Annotated in this window: 21 protein-coding genes and 1 tRNA gene; 17 read left to right on the top strand and 5 right to left on the bottom strand. The window is 57.9% G+C overall.

Features of this window, described 5'->3' with window-relative positions; all coding sequences use genetic code 11:
* The first annotated feature begins 161 nt into the window (after window positions 1–161).
* The 8 genes from rpe to EH31_RS14890 all read left to right on the top strand — a co-directional run bounded on the left by rpe (window position 162) and on the right by EH31_RS14890 (window position 8,903).
* Complete coding sequence (gene rpe, locus EH31_RS14925; RefSeq protein ID WP_034961754.1) at window positions 162–824, top strand: ribulose-phosphate 3-epimerase; 663 nt, start codon at window positions 162–164, stop codon at window positions 822–824.
* Window positions 824–2,773 carry a heparinase II/III family protein gene (locus EH31_RS14920; protein WP_034961752.1) on the top strand — a complete coding sequence of 650 codons (1,950 nt, stop codon included), beginning with the start codon at window positions 824–826 and terminating at the stop codon, window positions 2,771–2,773. Before rpe ends, EH31_RS14920 begins: the two co-directional genes overlap by 1 nt.
* A gap of 21 nt (window positions 2,774–2,794) precedes the next feature.
* A complete protein-coding gene (gene purH, locus EH31_RS14915; RefSeq protein WP_034961751.1) occupies window positions 2,795–4,417 on the top strand; it encodes a bifunctional phosphoribosylaminoimidazolecarboxamide formyltransferase/IMP cyclohydrolase in 1,623 nt (540 codons plus the stop codon).
* 349 nt (window positions 4,418–4,766) lie between these two features.
* On the top strand, window positions 4,767–4,997 hold the full coding sequence (locus tag EH31_RS14910) for a hypothetical protein (protein ID WP_152553591.1): 231 nt from the start codon (window positions 4,767–4,769) through the stop codon (window positions 4,995–4,997).
* Entirely contained in the window at window positions 4,994–5,686 is a 693-nt protein-coding gene (msrA, locus tag EH31_RS14905; RefSeq protein WP_034961748.1) for a peptide-methionine (S)-S-oxide reductase MsrA, read from the top strand. Before EH31_RS14910 ends, msrA begins: the two co-directional genes overlap by 4 nt.
* A gap of 67 nt (window positions 5,687–5,753) precedes the next feature.
* Window positions 5,754–6,215, top strand: coding sequence for a Fur family transcriptional regulator (locus EH31_RS14900; RefSeq protein ID WP_034961746.1), 462 nt, complete (start codon window positions 5,754–5,756; stop codon window positions 6,213–6,215).
* 133 nt (window positions 6,216–6,348) lie between these two features.
* Window positions 6,349–8,271 (top strand): 1-deoxy-D-xylulose-5-phosphate synthase, encoded by a 1,923-nt coding sequence (gene dxs, locus EH31_RS14895; protein ID WP_034961743.1) that lies wholly within the window; start codon window positions 6,349–6,351, stop codon window positions 8,269–8,271.
* Entirely contained in the window at window positions 8,271–8,903 is a 633-nt protein-coding gene (locus EH31_RS14890; RefSeq protein ID WP_152553590.1) for a hypothetical protein, read from the top strand. The genes dxs and EH31_RS14890 overlap by 1 nt, the downstream gene beginning before the upstream one ends.
* Here EH31_RS14890 and EH31_RS14885 read toward each other — a convergent pair.
* Window positions 8,900–10,012: an MlaA family lipoprotein gene (locus EH31_RS14885; RefSeq protein WP_161782158.1), complete on the bottom strand. Its 1,113-nt coding sequence runs from the start codon at window positions 10,010–10,012 to the stop codon at window positions 8,900–8,902. The two genes, EH31_RS14890 and EH31_RS14885, sit on opposite strands and share 4 nt — an antisense overlap.
* A gap of 134 nt (window positions 10,013–10,146) precedes the next feature.
* On the opposite strand from EH31_RS14885, the gene EH31_RS14880 reads away from it, so the two are divergent.
* Complete coding sequence (locus EH31_RS14880; protein ID WP_034961739.1) at window positions 10,147–10,944, top strand: crotonase/enoyl-CoA hydratase family protein; 798 nt, start codon at window positions 10,147–10,149, stop codon at window positions 10,942–10,944.
* Between the two features lie 15 nt (window positions 10,945–10,959).
* A complete protein-coding gene (locus tag EH31_RS14875; RefSeq protein WP_051699313.1) occupies window positions 10,960–11,766 on the top strand; it encodes an alpha/beta hydrolase in 807 nt (268 codons plus the stop codon).
* On the opposite strand, the gene EH31_RS14870 is transcribed toward EH31_RS14875, so the two are convergent.
* The 3 genes from EH31_RS14870 to EH31_RS14860 all read right to left on the bottom strand — a co-directional run bounded on the left by EH31_RS14870 (window position 11,763) and on the right by EH31_RS14860 (window position 14,786).
* Window positions 11,763–12,437: an NnrU family protein gene (locus tag EH31_RS14870; protein ID WP_034961737.1), complete on the bottom strand. Its 675-nt coding sequence runs from the start codon at window positions 12,435–12,437 to the stop codon at window positions 11,763–11,765. The genes EH31_RS14875 and EH31_RS14870 overlap by 4 nt on opposite strands.
* Before the next feature lie 71 nt (window positions 12,438–12,508).
* On the bottom strand, window positions 12,509–13,048 hold the full coding sequence (locus EH31_RS14865; RefSeq protein WP_241765948.1) for an FKBP-type peptidyl-prolyl cis-trans isomerase: 540 nt from the start codon (window positions 13,046–13,048) through the stop codon (window positions 12,509–12,511).
* A 73-nt stretch (window positions 13,049–13,121) separates the two neighbouring features.
* Window positions 13,122–14,786: a peptide MFS transporter gene (locus EH31_RS14860; protein WP_034961735.1), complete on the bottom strand. Its 1,665-nt coding sequence runs from the start codon at window positions 14,784–14,786 to the stop codon at window positions 13,122–13,124.
* Between the two features lie 233 nt (window positions 14,787–15,019).
* On the opposite strand from EH31_RS14860, the gene EH31_RS14855 reads away from it, so the two are divergent.
* From EH31_RS14855 to EH31_RS14825, 7 genes are all read left to right on the top strand, one after another.
* Window positions 15,020–15,358, top strand: coding sequence for a GntR family transcriptional regulator (locus EH31_RS14855; protein WP_034961732.1), 339 nt, complete (start codon window positions 15,020–15,022; stop codon window positions 15,356–15,358).
* A 246-nt stretch (window positions 15,359–15,604) separates the two neighbouring features.
* Window positions 15,605–15,886 carry an integration host factor subunit beta gene (locus EH31_RS14850; protein WP_034961731.1) on the top strand — a complete coding sequence of 94 codons (282 nt, stop codon included), beginning with the start codon at window positions 15,605–15,607 and terminating at the stop codon, window positions 15,884–15,886.
* 124 nt (window positions 15,887–16,010) lie between these two features.
* A tRNA-Leu gene (locus tag EH31_RS14845) sits at window positions 16,011–16,097 on the top strand.
* Window positions 16,098–16,551: 454 nt separating this feature from the next.
* A complete protein-coding gene (locus EH31_RS14840; protein ID WP_161782157.1) occupies window positions 16,552–17,055 on the top strand; it encodes a PilZ domain-containing protein in 504 nt (167 codons plus the stop codon).
* 177 nt (window positions 17,056–17,232) lie between these two features.
* On the top strand, window positions 17,233–18,882 hold the full coding sequence (locus tag EH31_RS14835; protein WP_034961729.1) for an NAD(P)/FAD-dependent oxidoreductase: 1,650 nt from the start codon (window positions 17,233–17,235) through the stop codon (window positions 18,880–18,882).
* A complete protein-coding gene (locus tag EH31_RS14830; RefSeq protein ID WP_034961721.1) occupies window positions 18,882–19,319 on the top strand; it encodes a GtrA family protein in 438 nt (145 codons plus the stop codon). Before EH31_RS14835 ends, EH31_RS14830 begins: the two co-directional genes overlap by 1 nt.
* A 3-nt stretch (window positions 19,320–19,322) precedes the next feature.
* Window positions 19,323–21,110 carry a hypothetical protein gene (locus EH31_RS14825; protein ID WP_051699311.1) on the top strand — a complete coding sequence of 596 codons (1,788 nt, stop codon included), beginning with the start codon at window positions 19,323–19,325 and terminating at the stop codon, window positions 21,108–21,110.
* A gap of 40 nt (window positions 21,111–21,150) precedes the next feature.
* Here EH31_RS14825 and msrB read toward each other — a convergent pair whose 3' ends face one another.
* Entirely contained in the window at window positions 21,151–21,657 is a 507-nt protein-coding gene (msrB, locus tag EH31_RS14820) for a peptide-methionine (R)-S-oxide reductase MsrB (RefSeq protein ID WP_034961719.1), read from the bottom strand.
* Window positions 21,658–21,692: the final 35 nt, after the last annotated feature.

Genomic DNA, 21,692 nt, shown 5'->3' with positions numbered 1-21,692 from the left:
TTGTCGCTGAATTGCGAGGTTAACGCCTGTTTCTTCTCGTAAAAAGGGTGGGGGAAAAGGTTAAGGGCCTGCTTGCCGCCCGATTCGCGCGCAGGGTAAGGCCCACTTTAACCAAATTAACGCGATCACCCTTATTGGCCCGGCTTTTGAAAGCGCGACCTATGCCAGCACCGCTCATTTCACCCAGTATTCTATCGGCTGACTTTGCCAAGCTCGGCGAAGAGGTGCGCCTAATCGATCAAGCGGGTGCGGACTGGATCCATATCGATGTGATGGACGGCCATTATGTCCCTAACATTACAATTGGCCCGGATGTCGTAAAGGCGCTTCGCCCGCATACCGGCAAGGTTTTCGATGTGCATCTGATGATTGCACCGGTTGACCCGTATATTGAGGCCTTTGCGCAAGCGGGCGCGGATATCATCACCGTCCACCCCGAAGCAGGGCCGCATGTGCACCGCACGCTTCAGGCGATATCAAGGCTGGGCAAGAAAGCGGGCGTCGTGCTTAATCCGGGCACGCCTGTCGAAGTGCTCGATAATCTGATGGACTTGGTGGATCTCATCCTCGTGATGAGCGTCAATCCCGGATTTGGCGGGCAGAGTTTCATCCATTCGCAGCTCGCAAAAATCGCCCGCATTCGCGCGATGATCGACGCATCAGGCCGCGACATTCGGCTCGAAGTTGACGGCGGCGTCAACGCGGAAACGGCGAAGTTGTGTGTGGAGGCGGGCGCGGATGTGCTGGTGGCGGGTTCGGCAACCTTCAAGGGTGGTCCGAACCAATACGCAGCCAACATCAAGGCGCTTAAAGGGGGGAATTGATGGATACGCTTTTTAGCGACCAAAAGTCAGCAAGCCTTGCCGAATTTGACGTTGCCGAAGGGCGCATGGCTGACGAAGGGGGCGCGCTTAAGCTTGGGCAAGAGGCCGAGCCTTTGCGCGAAGAGGCGCCGAGCGCGCTGGCCAATGCCCCGGCAGATGACCGCCCGGCCTTTCCTGCCGAACCGATCGACAATTCGCGTGCATTAGCGCTTAGCGATGTCATTGCGCCGCGCGCAAAGCCGGGAGAGGCGTTAATCCGCCTCGCATATCGGATGGGCGTGCCCGGTCACACGCTCGCATCGCCCTTTCGCCGGCCATCGGCAAAGCGGCTTTTGGCAACAGTCGACAGCCCGATTTGCGGCAATCGCGCCTCGGGTATTGCGCTTAGGGCTGGCCATTTTCAGGTGCACGGGGTCAAGCAGCCCATTGGCACGCTTGATTTTGCCGCTGGAACGCGGCTTGCGCCCGGGCTTGAGCGCACTTTGCATTCCTTCTCGTGGTTGGCCGATCTTGCCGCTTGTGGTCCCAGCAGCGATTGCACAGGCGTTGCTGAACGGATCACGAAGGGCTGGCTTGATGCGCATGAAGCGCGTCCCAAGCCATCTGTTAAAAGCGCGGCCTGGGATGTCGAAAACGCGGGCCTGAGGTTGATCGCCTGGCTCACCCATGCGCCCTTGGTGATGAGCGGCGATCTTCGCCCGCGCTTGCTGGACGCGATAGAAGACACGGCAAGCTGGCTTGATCGCAAGGCGCTGCGCAGTGGGGCGGGTCTTGGACAGGTTGCCGGATGGGCGGCGGTTACTGCGGCTGGCCTGCTTCTTCCCGATGGACGCCCACGCAGGCTTTATGGCGAGGCGGGCCTTATCAAAGCGCTGGGCGAGCTGGTTGCCGAAGATGGCGGCGGGCTTGGCCGGTGTCCGCGGGCACAGATGGACGCGATCCAGGTGCTGACCGATCTTGCTGCGTGTTACGAGGCTGTGGACCGCGATCCACCAGAAGCGCTTCTGGTGATGCGCGAGCTTTTGGTGCCACCGCTTTTGGCTTTGCGCCATGGCGACGGTGCGCTTGGCAATTGGCAGGGGCAAGGCGCGATTTCGGCCGATCAAGTGTCGGCTCTTATTGCGGCAAGCGGTGTACGAACGCGGCCTTTGAATGAGCCCAAGCACTGGGGCTATCAACGTGTGCGCGCAGCACAGACCACAGTGCAATTTGATGCAGGGCCACCGCCGCGTGCACGCCATACAAGATGCGGCTGTGCCTCGACCCTCGCGTTTGAAATGTCTGATGGCACATCGCGCCTGATCGTCAATTGCGGCGGTGCAGCGCTCGCAGGCGGGCTGGTGCCGGCGCATATCGGGCAGGGGCTTCGGGCAACCGCTGCGCACTCCACTCTCGTCCTTGATGATGCAAACTCGACCGCCGTTTTGCTTCACGGCAAGCTTGGTAGGGGCGCGGAGACGGTCGAGGTTGAACGGCGCATTATCGGGCGCGGGTCGGGATCTCAGCGCCGCGAAGGCACGCGTATCGAGGCAAGCCACGATGGTTATGCGGCGCGCTTTGGCCTTATTCATGAGCGCATTCTTACAGTCGCCAATGATGGCAATGAGATCGTGGGCGAGGACATCCTTGTGCCCGCCTCGCGCAAAGGCAAACGCGGCAAAGTGGGTTTCGCGATCCGGTTCCACCTTGGCAAAGGGGTTGAGGCCCATCTTTCAGAGGACGGCATGGGCGCAAGCCTCCTCACCCCTGACGGCAAGCTTTGGCAGCTGCGCCTGCGCGGTGATGCACCCGGAGCAATTGGCGGCGGCGAAGACATCAAACTCACCCGCGATGACAGCATTTGGGTCGATGGTGAGGGATACCCTCACGCAACCGAACAATTGGTGATACAGGGGCTGGCCTCGCGTGGCGGGGGACAGTTTTCCTGGCTCCTCAAGAAAATGGGATAGACCAAAGGTGGCATCTCCAAAATGACGAATACAGTGATCAAACGGGCGCTTCTTTCGGTGTCCGACAAGAGCGGCTTGGCCGATTTGGGCAAGGCATTGGCCGCGCGCGGTGTGGAACTGGTGAGCACAGGCGGCACGGCGCGTACCTTGCGTGAGGCCGGCCTTGAGGTGAGGGATGTGTCCGACCTTACCGGCTTTCCCGAGATGATGGATGGGCGGGTCAAGACGCTCCATCCCACGGTTCATGGCGGGCTTCTGGCCCTGCGCGACAACGAAGATCACGTCGCCTCGATGAAGGAGCACGACATCGGCGCGATCGATCTGGTGGTGGTCAATCTCTATCCGTTTGAGGCAACCGTTGCCAAAGGGGCAGAGCGTCAGGAGATCATCGAAAACATCGACATCGGCGGACCTTCGATGGTGCGCTCTGCGGCGAAAAACCATGGCTTCGTCACCATTATGACCGATGCGGCGGACTATGCCGAGCTGCTCGATGAACTGGACGCCAATGATGGCGCGACCTCGGATGCGTTTCGCATTCGCATGGCGGGCAAGGCCTATGCGCGCACGGCCGCCTATGACGCAGCGATTGCCAATTGGTTTGCTTTTGGCGATGCCTTCACCAATCCTTTGGGCATGGAAGCTCTGAAGGCAACCCCCTTCACCGACACCATGCCATTGGCGTTCAAGCGCTCGGACACGCTTCGCTATGGCGAAAACCCGCATCAGTCGGCGGCGATCTATGTGCCCCAAGTCACCGGCACCAACGGCGTGCCGCAAGCTGAGCAGCTTCAGGGCAAGGCGCTCAGCTACAACAATTTGAACGATGCCGATGCCGCGCTTGAGCTGGCGGCAGAGTTTGATGGAGGCGATCCCGCAGTCGTGATCGTCAAGCACGCGAACCCTTGCGGCGTCGCGCAGGCTGGCACTTTGCTGGACGCATGGAATGGCGCGCTGCAATGCGACAGCGTTTCGGCCTTTGGCGGGATTGTTGCGGTCAACACCGAGCTCGATGGCGCAACTGCTGAAGCCATCGCTAGCATCTTCACCGAGGTGGTGATTGCTCCGAAAGTGAGCGCAGAGGCACGCGAGATCTTCGCCAAGAAGAAAAACCTGCGCCTGCTGGAATGCGGCACAATGCCGGACCCGCGCCGTGGCGGCTTCTTTATGAAGACGATTGCGGGCGGAATGCTTATCCAGGGCCGCGACAATGGTGCGGTCACCATGGATGACCTGAAAGTCGTGACCAAGCGCGAGCCTACAGAACAGGAACTCAAGGATTGCCTGTTCGCATGGACCGTTGCGCGCCACGTTAAGTCCAACGCGATTGTTTATGCCAAGGACGGCATCACCGCAGGGATTGGCGCAGGGCAGATGAACCGGCGCGATTCGGCGCGAATTGCGGCGAGCAAGGCGGCAGAGGCGGCGCAAACCTATGAATGGGGTGAACCCCGCACCAAGGGAAGCGCGGTTGCATCGGACGCGTTCTTCCCCTTCGCTGATGGTCTGATCTCAGCTGCCGAAGCAGGCGCAAGCGCAGTCATTCAACCGGGCGGCTCCATCCGCGACGAAGAGGTGATTGCGGCCGCTGATGAAGCGGGCCTTGCCATGGTTTTCACCGGAATGCGCCACTTCAGGCATTGATGAGGCTTTGTTTTCCGCACGCCCATCCGGGCGCGCGTCCTCGCTAGACTGCCTCCGCTACGCTCCGGCAACGCTGCGGGCGGCCACTTGGCCTTGCGGTCCGCTCGGCGGCCCGTGCTCCGCGACTCTATTGAAATGTCGGGCTGAAAACGAGGCCGTAGGCGTCGCAAGGGCGACTGCCTGCCCGTCTAGCGAGGATGCCAAAAACTGAATTGGCGCGCGAATGCGCTTTCACGAAACAAAAAACGTAACCAAATCCTATGTCGCTACGTAGATATATACTGAGCGGCCCATTCATTTAGGCGCAAGCGGGCGGCTCTTATGGGGATATTCCCTTAAGCGCCAACCCTTGGCTAAGCGCTCGATACTTGGCCCCGATGAGACGATTATGAACCTGTTTACGCCAGACCTCTTTCGCAATTTCGCCCTTGGCTTTGCCGTTGGGAGCGTGATCATCGGGATTTCGACCTTTGATGTGCTAGGGAACACTCTTGATGCACCTGTCAATGCAGCGACCCCTATCGAAGCGGCTCAGCCAAGCGGTGAATTCCTGATCGTGCCCCTGGAGATCGAAGAATGAAGCGTTTTGGTATCCTTGCAGCTGCCGCCATTGCCGCAAGCGCAATCTATGTCGCAGCGCCCAATTCGCCTGCTCACGCCTTGGAAAAGCCGGTAAACGCGCCTGCTCCAAAGCGGATTGCCCGTGAAGGTGCGGGCCTTAAAACCGCAATTTTCGCAGGTGGGTGTTTCTGGGGCGTCGAAGGTGTGTTCAGCCACGTCAAAGGTGTCAAATCGGCTGTTGCGGGCTATCACGGCGGCTCTGCTGCCACTGCCAAATACAACCGCATCACCGCAGGCGGAACGGCCCATGCAGAAGCGGTCAAGATCACCTATGATCCTTATGTGGTGCGCTATGATGAGCTTTTGCGTATCTTCTTCTCGGTTGTCGCTGACCCGACCTTGAAGAATCGCCAAGGGCCCGATGTGGGCGCGCATTACCGCTCCGCTTTGGTCCCGACCAATTCAGAACAACGCGCTGTTGCAGAGGCCTATCTTGCACAAATGGAAGCGTCCAATGTGTGGAGTCGGCCTATTGTTACCAAGATAGAAAGCCAACGCACATTTTACCGCGCGGAAACCTATCATCAGGATTTCATGGCAAAAAATCCTGGCCATGGTTACATCGTGCGCTGGGACAAGCCCAAGGTCGACGCGCTTAAAGTCATGTTCCCGCGCGACTTCAAAGCAAGCTTCCTGCGCGACAACTGACGAATTTATTGCCTGCGAAGCGTTACGTGTCTGGCGCTTGTGCCCGGCACCCATTATATGACGCGCTATGGCAAGCGCGCATGATCACTCACACGGCAATGTCGATGCTCTTAAAGTGCTCGCGCGCGATGCTCTGATCGCTTGTGGTGAGCAGTGGACCAATATGCGCGAGGCGGTGTTCCTCGAACTTGCCCGCCACAACGGTCCCACATCTGCTTACCAAATCGCCGATGACCTTTCCCAATCGCGCGGCAAACGCGTTGCTCCCAACAGCGTATATCGCATCCTCGATCTGTTTGTGGCGAACAACCTTGCGGTAAAAATTGAAAGCGCGAATGCCTTTCTTGCAAACGCGCATCCGGGCGAGGAACACGACTGCGTTTTTCTTGTGTGTGATGCGTGCGGCGGGGCCTCCCATGTCGATAGCCATGAGGTAGGCCAAAGCTTGCGCGATATTGCAACATCGCAAAAGTTTCGCGCCCAGCGCCCAGTCCTGGAAATTCGCGGCACGTGCAACGATTGCGATTGATCGTCTCAGAGTTAGAGGCGCTTGCGGTATTGCGCGTGCGCCGGAGACATACCGGTTTTATGAGGCCAACCTGCCAATTGCGTTTGCAACCCGCTCATCGACAGACCTGAAATTGCAGTGTAACGTTGCCTCTATGAATCAACCACTGCAAACACCTCTGCTCGACACGGTTCCGACACCTGACGAGCTTCGCCAGCTCAAGCCTGAGCAATTGCGCCAGCTCTCCGATGAATTGCGTGCCGAAATGATCGATGCGGTAAGCGTGTCTGGTGGGCACCTTGGCTCGGGGTTGGGCGTGGTCGAACTGACCGTTGCGATCCACTATGTGTTTAACACACCGGACGACAAGCTGATCTGGGATGTGGGGCACCAATGCTATCCGCACAAAATCCTGACCGGCAGACGCGACCGTATCCGCACCATTCGTCAGGGCGGCGGACTTTCCGGTTTCACCAAGCGTGCAGAGAGCGAATACGATCCGTTCGGTGCGGCGCACTCGTCGACTTCGATTTCGGCGGCGCTCGGCTTTGCAGTGGCGAACAAGCTGAATGATAAACCGGGCCGCGGCATTGCCGTCATTGGCGACGGCGCGATGAGCGCTGGCATGGCCTATGAGGCGATGAATAACGCTGCGCAGGCTGGCAATCGCCTCGTCGTGATCCTCAACGATAACGATATGTCGATCGCGCCTCCGGTGGGCGGGCTGTCGGCGTATTTGGCGCGGATGGTGTCGTCATCCGAATACCTTGGCCTTCGCAGCCTCGCATCGCGCGCGGTCAAGAAAATGAGCCGCCGGATGCACGAAGGGCTTCGCAAAGCCGAAGAATATTCGCGCGGTATGGTGACCGGCGGGACTTTGTTTGAAGAGCTCGGCTTTTATTATGTTGGCCCGATTGATGGGCACAATCTCGAACATCTGATCCCGGTGCTGGAAAATGTCCGCGACACATCCGAAGGGCCCGTGCTGATCCATGTCGTGACCGAGAAGGGCAAAGGCTACAAGCCTGCCGAGGAATCCGCCGACAAGTACCACGGCGTGCCCAAATTCGATGTTGTAACCGGTGAAAAGCAGAAAGGTTCTGCTGGCCCGCCTGCCTATCAAAACGTCTTTGGCGATACGCTTGCGGATCTCGCCGACAAGGACAATCGTATTTGCGCCATCACCGCTGCAATGCCGTCTGGTACAGGCGTAGACCGCTTCTCACAGCGTCACCCCGACCGCAGCTTCGACGTTGGTATCGCCGAACAACACGGCGTCACCTTTGCAGCGGGCCTCGCTGCACAAGGCATGCGTCCGTTCGCGGCGATCTATTCGACCTTCCTGCAGCGCGCCTATGACCAGGTGGTCCATGATGTCGCGATCCAGAACCTGCCGGTTCGCTTTGCGATTGACCGGGCTGGCCTGGTGGGTGCGGATGGTTGCACTCACGCTGGGTCGTTTGACATCACCTATCTGGCAACCCTGCCGAACATGGTCGTGATGGCAGCGGCTGATGAGGCTGAGCTTGCGCATATGACCTACACTGCGGTCGAATATGACGAGGGGCCAATTGCCTTTCGTTATCCGCGCGGCAACGGCGTTGGCGTGCCTATGCCAGAGACGCTTCAGAAGCTGGAAATCGGCAAGGGCCGTGTGGTTCGTGAAGGCACCAAAGTGGCCATCCTTTCGCTTGGTGCGCGGCTTGAAGAGGCGAAAAAGGCTGCCGACTTGCTGGAGGCCAAGGGGCTTTCAACAACGGTTGCCGATATGCGCTTTGCCAAGCCACTGGACGAAGACCTTATCGCGCGCCTGATGCGCGAGCATGAAGTTGTCATCACGGTTGAAGAGGGCGCGATTGGCGGCCTTGGTGCGCATGTGCTGACCTATGCGTCCGATCAGGGCCTGACCGACAACGGTCTGAAAGTGCGCACTTTGCGCCTGCCAGACACGTTCCAGGATCATGATTCGCCCGATAAGCAGTATGAAGAGGCCGGCCTTAACGCCCCGAATATTGTCGAAACGGTTCTTAAGGCGCTGAAGCATAATTCTTCCATCGTTGAGGAAGCGAGCGCTTAATGCTCCTAGCAGCGGGCATGCTTGCCATGGTTCAAGCCGCGCCTGTTACCTTCGATTCCAACGCCTATTATGAAGCGTGGTCGAGTAAAGAGGTGCGTGCCAAAATCGAAGAATGCGGGTTTGAAGAGGTCCGGGTCTACAAGAATAAGGCCAAGGCCACCGTCGTGCAGGTCAAAGATACCAGCGCGAGCGATGCTGAATTGCGCTGCGCGGCTGAGCGTATCGACAAGACGTTTTACGGCTATGAGTTTTCGCCTGAGCTTGCAGAGCGGTTCTTCGCAATCAAGGCAGAAGTCGCCCGACCACGTCAGATCGCACAGGCCCGGGCAAGGTTTGCAAGAGAGCCTGAAAAAGGCCCTCCACCCGAACGCCTGACTGGTGAAACCGATGCTGCATTGGCGAGCAGGATCGAGACATTTTGCGGCCCCAAGGCCAAAGGCGCGCTTGACGCCGGGTTTGGCCCTGCAGGGATGGTTACCATCTCTCCGGAATGGATGGGACCAATGCAAGGCAACCTAGACGCCATCGCTGATCTTGCCGAAACCATGGGATGTTTGATGCAAGCAGCTGTTATCGCTGACCTTGAGGTCGGCTTCGTCGGCAATGATGTAGCGGCAGGATCTGCTGATTAACGAGTGCTCGGCACCGTAATTGCCAGCTGGCCTGCATCCAAGGTTGTTTCACCCGCAATCGGCGGCGCATCACTAGGCTGAACCGTGGGCTCGTCTTCGCTGGCGCTTTCCTCGTCCAATTGCGCCTCATATTCAGCGTCAGCCTCGGCCTCAATTACATCAAGACCCAGTTCAATCTCACGCAAAATCGCCGGAGGTTCAGGCGGTTCCTCGCCCTTGAGCAAGGCGATATCGCGGGCGCGGCGGTAGAGATAGATGTCACGCCGCGCTCCATAAGGATCGACCGTGTCGTTCAATCGCTCGATCTCTTCGTCAAGCGCCACGCGCGAATCCAAATTCGTCACAACGAATAGCGGAATACCGTATTCTGGCGTGTCAAACGGCTTGCCCACCACAAATGGCAGCAAGGCCTGATCAAGCGTATTGCCAATCAGGTCGCGCACATTGGTAGCGCCAGCAACCGGCACGTAGAGATAAGGCCCGCCGCCAACACCGTAGAAGCCAAGCGTATTGCCAAAACCATTGGGGCGATAAGGCAGGCCAATGCCCGGCTTTTCAGCGATATCGATCAGGCCGCCAAGACCAAGCGTGGAGTTGATCGAAAACCGCACAAGCGTTTCTGCCGCCTTGCCGATCTTACCTTGCAGGAGGAAATTGAGAAAGTTTGCCGGCTCACGCAAATTGCGTACGACATTGCCAAGCCCATCGCGCAAGGGCCCCGGCAGGCCTGAGCGATAGCCATCGGCAAGTGGTTCAACGAAAACTGCATCAACTTGTTGGGTGATGCGAAAGCTTGCTTCGTTCACAGCCACCATCGGGTCGCGGTCAACGGGTCCAACTTTGCCTTCAACGACGATCTCAGTTTCGTCTTCTTCGGGCTCATCCTCTCCCGGAGGCCCTTCATTTTCCTGAGCGGGCATCAAAGACCAATCGAGTGCCAGAATATCGGGAGCTTGCCTTTCCCAAGGCCGGGCTGTCTCCAATCGCGTCGCCACCTCAACAGGAGCCACTGCGGAAACCTCAAAAGCTGCATTGACCGGCGCTGGTCCTGCCAGAAGCGGGCCCATCAACAGTGGGTTCGCCATCATCATTAGTGAAGCGCTCGGCAATCCAGATACTCCCTTTCGGCTAGATTATGCTAGCTCATCCACGCTAGCACAACTAGCGGCAATTCCCATGGCCGCCATGAACTTGCTATGACTTAGGTAGTCCGAAGAATAGAAAAAGAGGTAAGCTCGCACCCATGTCCCTTTTGCAAATGACGCGCCAAGGCGCTGTAACGACCCTGACCATTGATCGTGCCGACACGATGAACCCGCTCGGCAGTCCCGGCGACGGGGATGAGTTTGCCCGTGTGTGCAATGAGATAAACCGGGACATGGGCGTCTCTTGCGTCGTGATGACCGGGGCAGGGCGCGCGTTTTCCGCTGGCGGCGATGTGAAGGCGATGCGCGATAAAACCGGGACGTTTGGTGGCAGCACACCTGCGATCTCTGATGGTTATCGCAACAACATTCACATGATGCTGCGCGCGCTGCACTCGATCCGAGTGCCCGTGATTGCTGCGGTCAATGGTCCCGCAATCGGATTAGGGTGTGATGTCGCATGCCTTGCCGACATTCGCATCGCGAGCGAAAAGGCCAGGTTTGGTGTGACCTTCCTCAAACTCGGCATCATTCCAGGTGATGGCGGCACATGGATTTTGCCGCGCGTAATCGGGATGAGCCGCGCTGCTGACTTGTTCTACACCGGCGATGTAATTGACGCAGGCACAGCGCAAGATTGGGGCCTTGTCAGCAAAGTGGTGCCGCACGACACCCTCATGGACGAAGCCATGGCCAAGGCCGAGAAAATAGCAAGCATGCCGCCCCATTCCTTGCGCCAAACCAAGATGCTTTTGCGCCAGGGCCAGCAGATCAATTATGACACCGCGCTTGAAATGGCGGCCAATACGCAGGCGATGATGCACACTACCCAGGATCACGCCGAAGGTGTGGCGGCTTTGCTCGAAAAGCGAGCAGCCGAATTCAAGGGGGAGTAGTCAGAGGCAACTGTCATGCGCAAAGTCGCGACCAAGCTCCTGATCATCGTCGCTGCCGTATATTTGCTGGTTCTGACGATCCTGTTCGTCTTCCAGGCTCGCTTCATCTATCCCGCGCCGCAAACCCAATCAGCATTGCCTCAAAGTTTTGAGGAGGTGATGATCGATACCAGCGACGGCCTGAGCTTGCGCAGCTTCTACCGCAAAGCTGCGCTTGATGAGCCGACGCTGGTCTATTTTCATGGCAATAGCGGCACTTTGACCGGTGCGAAGGTCGCAACGCAGCCTTTGGCCGAGGCGGGCATTGGCCTGCTTTTGGTGGAGTATCGCGGGTATGCAGGTCACGCTGGTGGACCGGGCGAAGAGGGCTTTTATGTCGACGGTGACGCTGCGATGGCGTGGCTTTTGGCAAAGGGCATCGCGCGGGAGTTGACGATCATCCGGGGCAATTCGCTTGGCACTGGCGTTGCGACCGAAATGGCTTTGCGCCACCAGCCCGCCGCGCTGATACTGACAGCGCCCTTTACCAGCATGCCGGATGTGGCTGCGAACAGCCTGCCGATCTTTCCGGTGCGTTTGCTGATGCATGATAGGTTCGATAACGCAGCAAAGCTTCCCAAGCTTACCATGCCGATCCTGATCCAGCACGGCACGATGGATGAGGTGGTTCCGTTTGAACTGGGGCTTGCGCTCAGCCAAACCAATCCAGCTGTCGAGTTCCAGCGCTTTGAGGGGGCCGGTCATGGCCTTGCCTTCGAGCGTGGATCAGGAGAGGCGCGGGCGGAGTGGATTAGAGGGCTTGGGCTTAATCGCGCGCGTTAAAACCAGCGCCAGATGCCAGCTGGGATGCCGCCGATGGGCATGTGCAGCCAGGTGAAGAAGACGAAGAATATGAGGCCCACTGTCCACGGAAGCGGGCCTGCTTTTGCAAACCCTGACAATCGCGGCCAATAGCTGGTCTTGGCTTCCCACAAGGCCCAGGCCTCGCCCATCAGCCTGCGCTTTTTGCGGTCTTGAAGGCGTGCACCAACCAAGGCCAGCACGCCCATCGCCGCCGCTGTAATGGTCGTGCGCCAGCTCCAGTGAATGACAATGTGAGAAAGCGCCCACAGGGCAAAGCCCCACATCATGGGGTGGCGGGTGATGGTGAAAACACCGCGGGGCGCCGCGCGGGCCTGATCCTTTGCCATGGGTGTGGGGAGTGCCGGATTGCCGATGAAAGACCCCGCGAGCAGGATCATCGCTGGCAGGCTCAAGAGTGTGGCGATCGCCCATCCGATCTCGCCTGATCCCGGCAGATCGGCGACGGGTGAAGCGACAAAGGCAAAGTAAATCCCCGCAAATGTGACCAAGCTTACGATGGAATAAACGAGTTGGAAAAGCTGTTCACCCAAAAGGGCGACAAGCGGCGCGCGCAAGGGATGCGACATTGCAAAATGTGTGCCGACAAAGGCGCTATTCGCCGCAACCAAGGCGATGAGTGCTGGATCCATAATGTAAAATGTAACATCGCTTGGCCGCAAAGCCTAGGCCGGCGCGCCGTTTTGGCCCCGCATTCTTGGAACTATCGCCCTTCGATAGAAATCAGCTCAACCTTGAAAACAAGCGTCGCACCGCCCGGTATCGGACCGCGACCGCGCGGGCCATAGGCAAGGCTTGCAGGGGCAGCCAGTTCGATGGTTTCGCCCACGCGCATCTCAGGAATAGCCATTTCCCATGCCTTGACCAGGCCGCTCAAAGGGAAAGTGGCGGGCTCGCCTCTATCGTAAGAGCTGTCAAAGGTCTTTCCATCGATAAAAGTGCCCGCATAATGGACCGTCACCGTGTCCGCAGGCGTCGGGCTGTCACCGGTCCCTTTATACTCAAGGTAGCGCCAGCGAAGGCCCCCTTCCATCGTGTACCAGCCATCCTTGGCTTGCAGCCCGGCGAGATAAGACTGCTGCGCATTGTGGTAGCTGCGCTGATCCTGTTCCGCAGCGGTTGAGGGGCCTGTTGCTTGCGTGGCAGTATCGCCGCTTTGGGCGTTCGCGCTGGTTGCAAAAACCATTCCGCAGGCAAACGCCGCAAATTGCAATGTGCGCCCAATCTGACCCAATCGCGTCATGTCCGCTCCTGTCTTTCAAATGGAGCGAGGCCAATAAGACGCCGCCCGCTTTGTTCGAACTCAGCTCTGCTTATCAGGCAGTTGTTGCCGTTGCTGTCGCTGCGTCCGCCATATCGGTCGAATGCTCTTCGCCATCATCAGCAAGCGTGTCGAGATGCATAAGCTTCTTGACCAGCGGACTGACGAAACAGACCAAAACACCAATGACTGTGGCGACAATGCCCATCGCCCAATATATCTCAAGCGCCGCATCGCGCGTCATCTCTCCGCCTTCGCCTTGGCCCATCAACGCGCCCATCGCGCCCGCGACGAAATTTCCGCCTGCCGTGCCGAAAAAGAAGGCCGCCATCATAAGGCTCGCCATGTGCTTTACCGACAAACGGTTGATCGCAGACAAGCCTACGGGGCTCAGGCAAAGCTCACCCGTGGTGGAAAGAAGATAGAAGATGAATATGAAGACGACGGGCGTCAGGAGCACACCCGCTTCATCGGCTGAACTAAAGTTCTCAGCGCCCCAAACGGTGACAATGAACGCCAAGCCCATTTGCGCAATACCAAGGCCCATCTTGGCAGGGGTTGAAGGTTCAATCCCCGTCCGCGCCATCCATTGCCACGCGATCGCAAAGATCGGCCCCAAAAGGACGATGTAGATCGCATTGACCGACTGGAAGAAGGTGGTGGGAACCCCGCCGCGATCAACATACCGATCAGTAAACAGGTTCATCGAGCCGCCTGCTTGTTCAAACAGGCCCCAGAACAAGGGCATGAGAAGGATGAAAAATATCATCGCATAGACCCGCTCGCGTGCCTCTTTGTCGAGCTTGAAGCTTTCATAAAGGACGTAGCCGAGCAGCGCTATGCCCGAGACGAGCAAGATGCCGCCAACCGCCTCCTGATACTGGATCAGGAACCAGATCACTGCGACACCGACGAAGCCGACACCGTATAAAAGCCACTCGAAATTGAGCCCGGCGACCTTTTGTTTGAGCTTGGCAGGCACCGGCGGCTCGCCATTGCCGCGCAGCAAGCTCTTGCCAAGCACAAAGACCACCAGGCCAAGCAGCATACCAAAGCCTGCAAGGCCAAAGCCCAACGCCCAGCTGACGGTCTCACCAAGGTAGGCAGCGATCAGAACACCGGTCGCAGCGCCCAGATTAATCCCGACATAGAAGATCGTGTAGGCCCCGTCGCGGCGTGTGTCGGTGCGGCTATAAAGCTGACCCACGAGTACCGAGATATTCGCCTTGAGGAAGCCCGAACCGACGATAATAAGCGCCAAAGCAAGCCAGAAGATGTTGAGCGTGGTGCCATCGCTTTGATAGCCAGAGCCATCTCCCTCAAACGCCATAAAGAAGTGGCCAAGGGTTAAGAGGATTGCGCCAAACGCCACCGCTTTACGCTGACCCAGATAACGGTCAGCCAGCCATCCACCGAGCACCGGCGTGATATAAACAAGGCTCGTGTAAGCGCCGTAGATCAGGTTCGCGCTGCCATCGGAATACAGCCAGTGCTTTACCAAATACAGGATCAGCAAAGCGCGCATGCCATAGTAGGAGAACCGCTCCCACATCTCGGCAAAGAACAGCATATAAAGGCCCTTGGGGTGGCCCATCACCTCTTCTTGAGGCCGGGTTAGCGCAAATGCGCCTGCCACGAGAAAGCCCGCCAGCGCCAATGCAGCGATTAAGGCCGCCCAGTCAGCGTAATTCCACAAGGCAATGTCTTTGAGTTCGCCCATTGCGATACCGATCCCTCTTGATTGTCTTAGCCCGCCTAACCAGCGGACATCTCATAACGGCGGCACACTAGCGGGCATTTTGCGCGTGTGAAGCTTTTGTTTCGCAGTGATCGCACAATCTTGCGCCCGTCCCTCTCCGCCCCGCATCGCTTGACGCGAGTGAGTGTATTATGGCACTGATGCACCTAGCGAGGCGATTATGACGAAGAATTCTCCATGACGGATTTGAACCCATGACACAGGCGCGGCCCGTATATCTCAAGCTGCGCGATCAGATTGCTGCAGGCATCATCGAAGGTGATTATGCCGAAGGGGCGATGCTGCCTTCGGTGCGCACTCTGGCAGCGGAAGAAGGCGCGAACCCTCTGACTGTCGCAAAGGCTTATCAGCAGTTCCAGAACGATGGCCTTGTCGAGGTGCGGCGCGGGGTCGGAATGTATGTCGTCAAAGGGGCAGCGCAGATCCTGCGCAAGCGCGAACGTGAGCTTTTCATTGCTGAAGAATGGCCTGAGATTCGCGCGCGAATGGAGCGATTGGGGATCTCCCCTGAAGATCTGGTGGAGCGCACCTGAGATAGATCGACCATAGCTGTGCACTGCGCACCGCCTGGGTAGCTCCGATCCGGTTGTTCATCGCGATCAGCAAATCCCTTCGATCCTTGCAGTTTATTCACTGTTCTGTCACTATCGTAACCAGTCCACCGCCTTTCGGGTCTAGGCATGGACGGTAATGTCAGGTGGACAGAAAATTCAGCTTGCGAAAGCTGTTGCACAAATAGGGTACGGTTAGGCGTCATTCCTGACCGCTCGGAGGAAAACATGATACGATCCGAACTTCTCGCTGAACTGCATAAAGACAACCCCGACCTTCGCGCTGACGAAGTGGAGCAGGTGGTCGATGTCTTCTTTGACGAAATCACTCAACGTCTTGCAGAAGGTGGCCGGGTTGAATTGCGCGGGTTTGGGGCGTTTTCGACCCGCGAACGCGAGGCGCGCGTGGGCCGCAATCCGCGCACTGGCGAAGCGGTGAAAGTCCCAGCCAAGCGCGTCCCATATTTTAAGGCCGGCAAGGAAATCAAAAATCGCCTCAACAGCGATTAGATTTCGCAAAAACCGCGAGTTGCTCAAAATTTTATGTCTGCTATCGCGCGCAGCTGCGAGCTAATGCGCCGGGCTCATTCTCAGAACTCATGTTCTGGGCTCATGTTCTGGGCTGGCGCCATAGGCGGGTGTGGCGGAATGGTAGACGCCGGGGACTTAAAATCCCCTGATCCTATAGATCGTGTGGGTTCGAGTCCCACCACCCGCACCATTGGTTATTCATCCTTGCCTCTGGTCCCGGATGATACCGCACCCCCCCCAAAAAAAAGCAGTCCGTATTCGCGAGCTGTGAACGTGCGCGCGCTGTGGTGAATTTATGGCGACCTTTCAAAGATTGAGGAATGGTTTCTTGCCACTAGGGATCGTTTCGAGGAGGCTCTTCGTCTTCCCATTAATTCTTGCGCTCTAGCTCACAGCCTCGCGCTGCTTACGCATTTTTACGCGCAGTGCAGCGGCCCTAGGCAGTCAGTGCGAGCGACGGATTTATGGATTATACAACCGGCGATCATCGACACGGCGTCTCCGACGAAGATACACCTGCTGCCTCGGAGCAACGTATTGTCCAACAAGCAGGTGAAGCTGCCAAGGAGCGTGCGCGATCCACGCGCCACCTCCCCTTGATCCGGGCAGCCAAACTTGTCGCGCCGCATGGCGAATTTGTCTGCGTGGTGCGCGATGTTTCGGAAACAGGCGTGCGCCTGCGCCTGTTCCATGCGACCCCGACTGGCACTCTGATTGAGCTGCATATGCCGTCTGGCGGCATCTATGAAATTTCTCCGGTACGGGAGGCGGGCAATGAAGTCGGTTTTGAGTTTAAAAATAGGATCGATCTTGCCGATTTCTTGTTAGCAACGCCGAGCGTTGCAAAACGGGGGCTAAGGCTTGGTCTTGCCTTCCCGGTACAAATTAACTCGCTGAGCGGGCCGGGCGAGGGCATCGTTGACAACCTTTCACAACAAGGTGCTCGCTTCTTTTGCGAAACGCCTTTTGCGCTCGACCAGGCACTGCGTGTGCAATGTCTGGAAGAGGAGATTCGTTTCGGCGAAGTACGGGCAAAAGTGCGCTGGCGGCGCGATAGCGAATACGGCATCGTGTTTGAAGATACGCTTTCGCTTGACCAGTTTGCAGAGCTCGCCGCGAAACTGCAGTGCCCCGACTTGTTGCGATAAAGCCGCTCGAACTTCTGCACCGGGCCCAAGACCCTAGGCAAATCCCGTAGTTTTTTGGACGATTTGCTACGCGTGTTTACGTCTCGCTAACCAATTTCCTTCACTCACCGGATTGAGCTGGCCGCGAATGTGCGAGCCAGAGGTTAAAAAGCCAAGCGCTCAAGACGGGGACCATCTATGACGCAAGGAAGCGTTCAAAATCCGGGAACATTGAACTGCGACGTTGCCATTATCGGCGCAGGGCCAGCAGGGCTGACCGCCGGATATCTGCTTACCAAGCAAGGCAAATCGGTCGTCATCATCGAGAAAGACGAAACCTACGTCGGCGGGATCAGCCGTACGGTTGAGCACGAAGGCTATCGTTTTGACATTGGTGGGCACCGCTTTTTCTCAAAAAGCCAGGAGGTCGTGGACCTTTGGAATGAAATCCTGCCCGACGATTTCATCCAGCGCCCCCGCATGAGCCGCATTTATTACGAGGGTAAGTTTTATTCCTACCCCCTTCGCGCATTCGAAGCGCTTTGGAACCTCGGCATCTTTCGCTCGACCGTGTGCATGGCGAGCTATCTCAAATATAAGCTGTTCCCGATCAAAGACGTGAAAAGCTTTGAGGATTGGACCACCAATCAATTCGGCAAGAAGCTCTATTCGATCTTCTTCAAGACCTACACTGAGAAAGTGTGGGGCATGCCATGCGATGAAATGAGCGCCGATTGGGCGGCGCAGCGTATCAAGGGCCTATCGCTTTGGAGCGCAGTTACCGACGGGCTTAAGCGCAGCCTTGGGCTGAACAAAAAGCCCAATGACGGGATGGAAACCAAGACCCTGCTTGAAACCTTCCGCTATCCCCGGCTTGGCCCGGGTATGATGTGGGATGCGGCGCGCGATCACATTCTGGCGACTGGCAAGGGCGAGGTCCTGATGGGCCACGGCCTTGATCGCCTCGCCAAAATCGGCCCCAATGACGAGGGTTACGAATGGTCGATGAGCGCGAAGGGTCCTGCGGGCAGTGCCACGATCCGCGCACGGCACGTCATTAGCTCTGCGCCCATGCGCGAACTTTCCAAGCGCATTCACCCGCTGCCACAATCAACCCTTCAAGCCGACAACCTTCGCTACCGCGACTTCTTGACCGTTGCCTTGATGGTGAAATCCGAGGACCTCTTCCCCGACAATTGGATTTATATCCATGATGACCGGGTGCAGGTTGGCCGCGTGCAAAACTTCCGCAGCTGGTCGCCTGAGATGATCCCGGATGAAAGCATGGCCTGTGTTGGCCTTGAATATTTCTGCTTTGAGGGAGACGGCCTGTGGTCATCTTCCGATGAAGACCTGATTGCACAAGCCACCCGCGAGATGGAAATTCTGGGCCTGTGCGACCCTGCCAAAGTCGTCGGCGGCGCAGTTGTTCGTCAGGAAAAGGCGTATCCCGTCTATGACGACGACTACGAAGCCAATGTCGATGCGATGCGTCATGAGCTTGAGGAAAAACACCCGAGCCTGCACCTTGTAGGCCGCAACGGTATGCACCGGTATAACAATCAGGACCACGCGATGATGACCGCTATGCTGACGGTTGAGAACATCGTGGCTGGAAAGCGCGTTTACGACACATGGTGCGTCAATGAGGATGCCGAATATCACGAAGCAGGCGATGAGGGCGCTGAAAAGGCCCTGTCTGCAAGTGGGCCAGATAGAGAGCCCGCAAGTGATGAGACCAAGCCGCTTAATGAAGATCAGATCGCAGCGCTCACGTCTTTGCGCGGTGTGCCAGAACGTATTGCCCGCGATGAGGCTTCTGAAACTGACATCCGCAAGAGCGCCTGATGAACCGGCTCGCGCCTTTACTTGCTAAGTTCAGCGATGCGCGGTTTGTCCGCTATCTGCTGGCAAGCGTTGGCGCGCTGGCGGTGGATTTCGGCAGCTTCCTTGCGCTTATGGCCATGGGCGTGATGGCAGCGCCTGCCTCTGCCATTGGCTATTCGTTTGGTATTCTGGCGCATTGGCTGATGTCGAGCCGCGCCGTTTTTCAGGACCGCGTGGCCGCCTCTGGCACTGCCCGCTCGCGGCAAAAGGCGCTGTTCGTGATTTCTGCCCTGGTCGGTCTTGCGCTTACCACGGCGATTGTCGGCATTGGCGATTGGAGCGGGATTGACCCGCGTGCAGCAAAGCTGGCCGCGATTGGCGTCAGCTTCTTTGTCACATGGTTGATCCGCGCAAAAATCGTCTTTCGCGAGGACACCTCGCTTCATCAGAGCGCGTGACCCATGTTGGTGGAACGCCGCAGATCACCCTTTCCGCTTGGCTTCCTTGGGAAGACCGCGCTCGTGTGGGCTTTGGTCAGCGCCTTTCTGATAACAGCTAGCTGGAGCGCGATCACCGGCCTCCATTTCTCAGACCCTGACGATATCTTGCGCCTTATCCAGGTGCGCGACCTTTTAGGGGGGCAAAGCTGGTTTGACGTGACGCAGACCCGCGTGGATGCGGCTGGCGGCGGGGTGGCGATGCATTGGTCGCGGCTCGTTGATCTTCCCTTGGCAATAGTGATTTTTGCGCTCACCCCGATTGTGGGTAGCGCAATGGCTGAAACAGTCGCGATTGTGCTTGTCCCGCTCATCACGCTGGGTTTTGTCATGCTGCTTGCCGCGCGCATCGCGTGGCGGCTTTGGGGCGATGAAGAGGCGGTTTTCACAAGCCTTGTGATCGTCATTTCGATACCCGTTGTGTTCCAGCTTTCTCCGATGAGGATTGACCACCATGGCTGGCAATTGGTCTGCGCGCTCGCGGCGGTGAATGGCTTGCTCGCGCGTTCAGCGGTTCGCGGCGGCTGGATTATCGGGGCAAGTTTTGCCGCTTGGCTTTCGATTTCCATCGAAGGCCTGCCTTTGGCGGCGATAACCTTTGCAGTGCTTGCCCTTCGCTGGCTGCGCGATCCCAAGGCGGGCGATTGGTTGGTGAGCGCGATCCAGGCTTTGGCCCTGGTCAGCGCTGCCCTCTTCGCCTTGACCCGAGGATTTGGCGATCTTGCCACCTATTGCGATGCGATCAGCCCGATTCATCTGGCGATGTTTGGCTGGGGCGCATTGTGCCTGACCTTACTGGCCCAACCGGCGCGCGTGCCTTTGGGGGTTAGGCTTGCCGGCTTTGCACTTGCAGGCGGCGGCGCGCTTGCCATGCTGATGCTGAGCGCGCCCGGATGCGCCAGTGGCGGCGGCTTTGCGCAGGTCGATCCTCTGGTGTCCAAAATCTGGCTTTCCAATGTGCTGGAAGGTCGGCCGATGTGGGAGCAGGTTCTGGCTATCGCCCTGCAATATATCGCAGCGCCTTTGATCGCGATCTTTGCTTGCCTTCAGTTGATGGTTCGCTCGCATGAAGGTTTGCGTGAGTTCTGGCGGGACTATGCGCTTATTCTTGGCGGCGCTTTGGCGGTCTCGATCTTTGTCGCTCGCACCGGCGCTGTTGCCTGCGTTCTGGCAAGCCCGCTTGTCGCGTGGCAACTGCGGCGCTGGATGAAGGCGATCCGTTCGATGGAAGGCCCTATCCCGCGCATGGCAGCCATGGTGGGCGTTGCCTGCGCGCTTCTGCCTGCCATTCCGGCCTTGGTGCTGACCAGCGCAATGCCTGTACGTGCATCGGTTGGGGGCGCAGCCGATGTGCCCATTCGGGTTGCTGATTGCCGCGTACAAGACGCAGCCGCGACGTTAAACGCGCTTCCCGAGGGCGAGATTTACGCTCTTCTTGATATTGCGCCCGAACTCCTTTTGGTGAGCGATCACAGCGTCGTTGCGACCGGTCATCACCGGGGTCATAAAGCGATGAAGATGCTTATCGAGACGGCACTTGCCACGCCTGAGGAAGCGCGAGAGGCTCTGCAACAGCGCGGTTCGCGCTATGTCGCGATGTGTCCTGCGCTGTACGAATCGCAAACATATGCGAGCATCAGGGCAGAGGGATTTGTCCCGCAATTGGCCAAGGGCAATGTGCCAGACTGGCTAGAACCTGTGGGAATTCCAGGAGACAACGGCCTAAAGCTGTGGCGGGTTAAGCCGGAATGAAATCCCCTCGGCTTTATGCCGGAATAAAATCCCCTCGGCTTTATGCCGGAATAAAGTCCATCGCGACGCCGTTGATGCAGTGACGCTTACCCGTTGGACGCGGGCCATCGCCGAAAATGTGACCCAAATGCCCGCCGCAATCGGCACAGTGCACCTCGGTGCGCGGCACGCCGATTTTGTAGTCGGTTGACGTGCCCACCGCGCCTTTATCAATCGGCTGCCAGAAGCTGGGCCAGCCTGTGCCGCTGTCATATTTGTGCGCGCTTGAATAAAGGCGGTTGCCGCAGCCTGCGCATACAAAGGTGCCGCGGCGCTTCTCTTTGTCGAGGGGCGAGGAATATGCCCGTTCGGTCCCCGCATCGCGCAGCACGTAATATTCAGAGCGCGTAAGCTTGCGCCGCCACTGTGCCTCGGTCTTGGTTACGCGGAAATTGCCATTGGCTGTGCGCGCCTGAACCTCGGACCCGCATCCGCCCAAAAACGGCAGCATGGCAACTATCCCGCTGGTGGCGAGGAACGAACGGCGGTTGGTCTTTTGTGACGGCATGTGAGAGCCTCCAATAAACACTGGTTTCACTCAGT

This window comes from Erythrobacter longus, from assembly GCF_000715015.1.
Lineage (GTDB): Bacteria > Pseudomonadota > Alphaproteobacteria > Sphingomonadales > Sphingomonadaceae > Erythrobacter > Erythrobacter longus.
This window is presented reverse-complemented; position numbering and strand designations above follow the sequence as displayed.